The 6973-nt window shown below is 43.6% G+C and carries 5 protein-coding genes and 1 pseudogene; 2 read left to right on the top strand and 4 right to left on the bottom strand.

Going from position 1 to position 6973, the window contains the following annotated elements; genetic code table 11:
- A pseudogene (locus B3B27_RS01210) lies at nucleotides 1-305 on the top strand (hypothetical protein); the annotation flags it as partial.
- A 212-nt stretch (nucleotides 306-517) separates the two neighbouring features.
- Nucleotides 518-1450 carry a TIGR01212 family radical SAM protein gene (locus B3B27_RS01205; protein ID WP_238841576.1) on the top strand — a complete coding sequence of 311 codons (933 nt, stop codon included), beginning with the start codon at nucleotides 518-520 and terminating at the stop codon, nucleotides 1448-1450.
- 178 nt (nucleotides 1451-1628) lie between these two features.
- Here the strand turns inward: B3B27_RS01205 and B3B27_RS01200 are convergent, their stop codons facing one another.
- The 4 genes from B3B27_RS01200 to B3B27_RS01185 all read right to left on the bottom strand — a co-directional run.
- Nucleotides 1629-2357, bottom strand: a complete 729-nt coding sequence (locus B3B27_RS01200; RefSeq protein WP_238841575.1) for a lipoate--protein ligase family protein — start codon at nucleotides 2355-2357, stop codon at nucleotides 1629-1631.
- 47 nt (nucleotides 2358-2404) lie between these two features.
- A complete protein-coding gene (locus B3B27_RS01195) occupies nucleotides 2405-3703 on the bottom strand; it encodes a class II aldolase/adducin family protein (RefSeq protein WP_238841574.1) in 1299 nt (432 codons plus the stop codon).
- Nucleotides 3704-3784: 81 nt separating this feature from the next.
- Nucleotides 3785-5062: a zinc-binding dehydrogenase gene (locus tag B3B27_RS01190; protein WP_238841573.1), complete on the bottom strand. Its 1278-nt coding sequence runs from the start codon at nucleotides 5060-5062 to the stop codon at nucleotides 3785-3787.
- Between the two features lie 14 nt (nucleotides 5063-5076).
- On the bottom strand, nucleotides 5077-6973 hold a 1897-nt coding region (locus B3B27_RS01185), incomplete at its 5' end, for an SDR family NAD(P)-dependent oxidoreductase (RefSeq protein ID WP_286846666.1).

Below are 6973 nucleotides of genomic sequence, written 5' to 3'. Positions count from 1 at the left end.
AAGCCAAAGCTGAAGCAGAAGCGGAAACTTCCGCTGAAGAGACTGAAAAGCCCGTAGCTGAAAAGACTGAAAAGCCCGTAGCTGAAAAGACTGAAAAGCCCGCAGCTGAAGAGAAGAAAGATGACAAAACAGCTACTGATGATGTAAAAGCGGAAGGAAAGTCCAAAACCAATGAAGCTAACGTTTCTGAAAATGAGGACTCTAATGCCGATGCTGCAAAGACTGAAAAAGAAGAACCAAAAGCTGAAGCACCTGATACCGAGGTGAAAGAAGAGCCAAAGGCTGACGCAGAAAAAGGAGCATAATACATCTTCAATAAATATATTTTTTAAAACTGTCCGGAACTGATTCCGGACAGTTTTTTTATCTCATTAGTTCATACTTTTGAGATAAGCAAAAGCTGAATTATTAAGCTGCTATTGTAACATATATGAGTGTTGAATAGATTTTTTAATCATTTCCCTGGACTATATCTACAAATATATTTTTCCGTATCTTTGCTAATAAACTTCCTGAAATGTTTTCAAACGACAAACCATATAGAGATTTTGGCGAATTCCTTTCGGCAAGATTCCCATTCAAAGTGCAGAAGATATCCATCAATGCCGGCTTCACATGTCCCAACCGCGATGGCAGCAAGGGACGCGGCGGATGTACCTACTGCAACAACCAGAGTTTTAGTCCCGGTTACGGCAAACCGGACAAATCCGTTACCGAACAGATGGCCGATGGCATTGATTTCTTCTCGCACAAATATCCGGAGATGAAATATCTTGCCTATTTTCAATCCTATACAAACACTTACGAAAGCAAAGATAGCCTCATTCGGAAATATGAAGAGGCACTCGCCACACCCAATGTGGTGGGATTAATCGTTGGTACACGTCCTGACTGCATGTCTGACTGGCTGTTGGATTATTTTGAGGATCTGCGCAAGAGAATATTTGTAATGCTGGAGTATGGTGTGGAGTCAACATTAAATAAAACACTGGAACGGGTAAACCGTCAACATACCTATGAAGAATCTGCCGTAATGATCCGTAAAACGGCAGAAAGAATGATCCCGACAGGCGCACACATGATCCTGGGCCTGCCCGGAGAAACAGAAGAAGATATCCTGCACCATGCCGAAGAACTCTCCAAATTGCCTTTAACAACATTGAAACTGCATCAGCTGCAGATAATAAAAGGGACAGCTATGGCCAAAGAATTCAGATTACTCCCTGAATCATTTAACCTGTTTTCGCTGGAGGAGTATATAGATATGTGTGTCGATTTCGCTGAAAGGTTAAATCCGGAAATCTACATTGAGCGGTTCACCTCTCAGTCGCCCGCGAAGCTGCTAATTGCACCGGACTGGGGCCTGAAGAACTACGAGGTGCGGGAGAAGATTATTAAACGGTTCCTGGAAAGGGAAACCTGGCAGGGAAGGTTATTTAATTGGCTCTAAAATATTGACTTAACTGTAACATTGTGTGCCAATTGGTTCTAAACGCTACTAAAAGGTCCTGTTCTAATCTTTTTATACCATTATTTTCTCAGGAAGCTCTCAAAACGAAATGGCTACATCCAGCTACCGTCAAGTAATTAGCCGTACTGACTTTTCAGAAATTTCAAAATCGGAATGACTACATCCTGTAGTTCCAGTCACGCTGTGTATACTTGTTCTTTTGCAGTTCCTCAATCTCTGCTATCTCCTCCTCCTGAAAAGCCCCTATTTCCTTTACTCCTAACTGTTGAGCCATCTGTCGGGCAAATTGTTGAAAAAACTGTTCGGGTTCCACTGTTACTCCGGTTTTATCATTTAGAAAAGATCTGATATTTTTAACGGGGCTGGGTACAGATGCTGTAGCTTTTTTGATCAGACTTCTGTTTTGTGCATCAAGAGACCTCCTGAGCATCTGCAAATCCGTATCATAAAGCAATGTGCCATGATGAAGCTCCCTTCCCCTGGAAACATGAGACGCCGTACCCGATACTTTATATCCATCCAGCCAGAGGTCTTTTCTCTTTCTGATTTCAGCCGGTATGCCCATTCTGTGCAATACCTCCACCACAGGATCGAGAAAACGATGGCTTAGCGGAGCTTCTGTTTTATCGATAATAAAACTGTAGTTCAGATTCCCGGTATCATGATATACTGCCCCCCCTCCCGACAACCGCCGAACAACCCGTATTCCATGCTCAATACAGAAATTCTGGTCCACCTCATTGAGCACCGCCTGATTGGATCCGATAATAATGCTCGGATTGTTTATATACAGTAGCAAAAAATCTTCTCCCAGTTTCGGGAAAAGATACTCTTCTGCCGACAGATTAAACGCCGGCACCCTACTGTGGGAAAAGATTATTTGCATATATAAAAAACAGGCCTTGTTAAAAAGACAACATAGTGACTTTAAATCTATTTCACATTGAACGCGATTCGTAACTCATCTATCTCTTTGTCTCCAATCGGTTGTAACGAACCAATCGAAGAGGCCATCACAAGTGAGTTAGCAGAGAATTCAGCTACCTCAAGGTAATCGAAGGTATTAAGCAGTTTGTCTCCAGTTACAAATACACTGTCGTTTTCTACCAGGATTACACGGTTTTCATTGAACATTCTTGCCACGCTGTCCACATCATTAAAAATTAACCCGAAAGCTATGGAAGGAACATCCTGTAGAAAGATCCAGCTTTCGGGGATAGTTCTCACATCGAATTTTGTTCCGCTTACCGCATGTGCCATCAGATTCACCGGCTGTGTGCAGATAATGGAGTTGATGTGCGGATTCAACTGGTAAATACGTTGGTGCAATGCAACCGATCTGCTTGGCGTTTTCCCCGCTTCGGCCATACCACTTTTTATCTGCACAATATCACTTGGTACAATATCCCACCGTGCCACATTCCTTGGGGTGATAAGAAAATCATTATTTCTCCAGCGTACGGAAACCGTTCCATAAGTCGATATCATCAGCCCCTGATTACAAGCTCTCCTGATAATATTCACCATTTCGGTTCTCAACGCCCTTTCGTCGGAAGGGTATTCAATATCCATAAAATGTGGAACATTGGAAGGTAAATGATTTACGTATTTCAATACCTGTTCATCTGTAAGATAATTCGCATGCCCCAGCCTTTTGGCATTAATGATAGTGCGACAACAGAACTCAAGTGTTTCAAACCGCTGATATGCATCCATCAAATCGGTCCCGCCCAACACCACGCCATGATTCTCCATGATCACCGCCTTATATCGGGTATCCCTGAATTCGCAGGCAATCTTTTCACCCAGATCTTCACTGCCGGGAGTACCATAGGGAGCAAAACCGATATCTCCGCAAATATTATGTGCTTGCGGTACAATTTTGGTGTCCGGAACAATACCGGCAATACTGAAGGCTACAAGTGCAGGTGGATGAGCGTGAATGATCGCCGTTATCTCAGGTCTTGCCTCATAGATGGCCTTATGAAAAGGGAGCTCCGATGATGGTTTGTGCAGGCCTATGACGGTCCCGTCCTTTTTCACTTGCATAATATCATTCACAGTAAGTGAACCTTTATCCACACCCGAAGGGGTTATCCATATGTCCCCGTTTTTATCCCTGATAGAGATATTGCCACCCGAAGTGGTTGTCATCCCGCTACTGTAGATTCTTCCGATGATCACGTTAATCTGTTCCACCGGATGCATTAAATTAATATCCAACTGTCTCATTTACATAATTTTATTAGTTGAAAGCCGAGACAAAACATTTTATGATGTCTCAAAAATGGACTTTCAGCTATAATTAATTTTTTATAATAATATACCAGCCTTTGCCAGTAAAAAATTTTCTGCTTCCACACACCACAATCCATTGTTCCGTTCACAAATTTCAGCTAATCCTTTAAAAAGATCATCCGTTTCGCCTAATTTTGCAAAATCCGAAATAGGAGTAAGCGGCATATCTATATGGGTATAAATCAGCTTTTTGCCTCCTGCAACATTAGGCAAGTTGTTTGTGGCATTAGCTACGGCGTTCAACCCTCCTATATGGGTAACCAGCCCGGCAGGATCAAGCCCTTTGCTCATAATGTCCAACGCTTCAATCATATCATCGTTGTTTCCACCGCTTGTGCCGGCAATGTGTGTATAGGCATAATGAACATTGTAGAAATTCAACATTGCACTGAAATTAGGATTGTCGGGACCGGCAAAAAAATTCAAGCATCCGTCAAATCCGAGAATTGCATCGCCTTGCTCAACAACCGCCCTTACAGGAGCAAATACAAAAACATCATCGAAACCTGTACCGCCACTGATTGCTTTCAACTCCTCCACGGGATTCTCGATTTTACCTGTGTTGATGTATTTCAAATCGATGCCGCGTGAAGCAGCAAGCTCAACGGTATAAATAGATGCTGCACGATTGAGCCGTGACTGGTCGATATCAGTAACCACCAACAGGGACGGCTTTAATTCTTCGCGGCGTAGCACGAAATTGATAGCAGCAAGCCCCATTGGCCCCACACCCGCCAGTATAGCCATCTTTCCACCATCCACAATTTCCATCTTGTGCTGGTAACTGCCCGGTGTGGTATGATAGTTGGCGTGCATAGCCCCTATAACACAAGATAACGGCTCAGCAAGCGATGCGGGATAATATCCTTCACCATGATACGTCAACAGGCATTTTTTCTCCATCACCTCATTAGGAATGATCACGTAGGTGGCATCACCTCCAATATATGGGTAACTGTAACCTGGAGCGCTCAGAATACCAACAGGCCCGTTTTCGTAATACAAGGCCGGCTGAATAGAAAATTTATCTCCTGCCCTGAACTTGTGAGTCCATTTAGCACCCACCTTCACCAGTTGGCCGGCAAACTCGTGTCCGATAATGATTGGGTTTTCTGATACATTATCGGGGATACGTTTGTGTTCTGCACCTTGCAAGGATGCCTTGTAAGACGACATGCACAGAGAATCGCAAACCACTTTGGCTAAAATTTCATCTTCTCTTACAGGAGGCAACTCAAACTCTTCTAGCCGGAGGTCTTTCTTTCCATATAGCCGTACTGCTCTTGTTTTCATTTTGCTACTATTTATTAATTCAACATTACCTGTCCGCCGGTAACAGGCAATGCCTGTCCTGTCTCACCACACTGATCCATCAGGTAGAGCACTGCTTTGGTAACATCTTCCGGCGTACATCCCTTTTTCATTGGCACCTTCGACAGATAAAACGTTTTCACATCATCGATGGTTTTTGCGTTTGGTACTTTTCCCGCTCTCAGATACTGTACAAACAACCCATTATCGGGATCGCTCCAGAGAGGGCCTTCATAGAAGTTCCCCGGACAAACGGAGTTCACTTTTATGCGATAAGGCGCCAGCTCAAGCGCGAACGATTGTGTCAGTCCGATACCACCGAATTTTCCTCCAGCATATGCAAAATTGGCTTTACTCCCCTGAAGACCCGATTTAGAGTTTATCTGGATTATGTCGGCGTAATAATCACCTGAAGCATACAGAGTCTGTAATTTCATAATTCTGCTAACCACCTTCGTGCAATAAAAATAGGCATTATAATTAATGCTGGTCACGAAATCGAAATTTTCAGGCGTCATATCCTCCAGGCCGCCTGCACGCAAAACACCGGCATTACTGATAAAACAGTCTATCCCCCCGAACAGGCAAATGGTTTCATGGATAAGATTCTCCAGGCTCTCAATTTCAACCACATTTGTCTTTATAAAAACAGCTCTGTTGTTATTGGCGAGACTATTGAAATTTTCTGCTGTCACTCTGCCTGCCTCTTCATTCAGATCGGCAATCACAATATTTGCACCCTCCTGCAGCAAATAACGTCCTATTCCTTTTCCAAAGCCCTGGGCTGCTCCTGTGATCACAATGGTCTTATTATCAACACGTCCTTTAGAGGCCCCAACAGCAATACTTCGGCGATAATTTTCCACTTCCCAGTTATCGATAAAATCGATCTGGGGCTGTATTAGCGGGTGAGGTCCGCCAAACGATTGTGAGAGAAAGGCGACCCTCATTGCATCCTCAAATACATCAAGTATGATATCGCATTGCCTGGCATTGTCACCCACGGCTACAAGCCCGATACCTTTTATCAACAAGACTTTAGGCAGATAACCGAACTTGCTTACAAAACCTGGAATCGATTCCTTTGCGTTTGCAACAACTTGTTCGGGTGTATCATCGTTTAAAAACAGATAGTTTGATTTGCAGTAAACAATAGCATCGGGAGTAAAAGGCTTGGCAACGGCTGCCTGGTTACCGGGAGTGTCACAAAAGTATTCTACCAATCCGTTCATGCGTATTTTCAAGGTCTTTAGGCCATCCACAGAAACCAACATACGGATGGCCGGCAGCACTTCTACAGTGTAGTTGCATATCTCCCTTTCACCTACTGGCAAGGGGTTGCTCACCGCCCTTTCAAGTGTCGCAATAATTGAACAATATATTGATTTTATCTCTTCAATACTATCTGCAGCTACAAAAATTCCATGGTTTTGCAACCATATCACTTGCGGTTCTTCGCTGAATTTCCGGCGATATTCCCTTATTTTCTCGTCCACTTTTTTGAACAGGACATATCCCGGATCGGTATACTCCACATAAAGCACTTTTTCTCCGAAAAGATTTTTCAGCCCTGCCCCCGCATTTACAGCACACATTAATCCATTAACGACAGTGGGATGCAAGTGAACGACAAATGCATAGTCGATCACATTGTGCATAGAGGTCTCTACCGACGGGCGTTTACCTTTTGTTATGGTAGCAGCGGCAAGATCATTTTTTACTTGCTCTTCACGCTCAGCGGCATTGTTGCTGTATTGCTTTTCAGATATCTTATCAAGCAGCGAGCGTTCCAATACGGCAAAACCGTCTTCTGTGATGGTTGCAAGTGATGAACCGCTGGCTTTCACCCATATTTTCTCTTCGTTCTTGAACGAGGTATTTCCACCTCCGGCG

The organism is Proteiniphilum sp. UBA5463 (assembly GCF_002427225.1).
Lineage (GTDB): Bacteria > Bacteroidota > Bacteroidia > Bacteroidales > Dysgonomonadaceae > Proteiniphilum > Proteiniphilum propionicum.
Note: the sequence above shows the minus strand (reverse complement) of the source record. Positions and strands in the feature narration are given on the sequence as shown.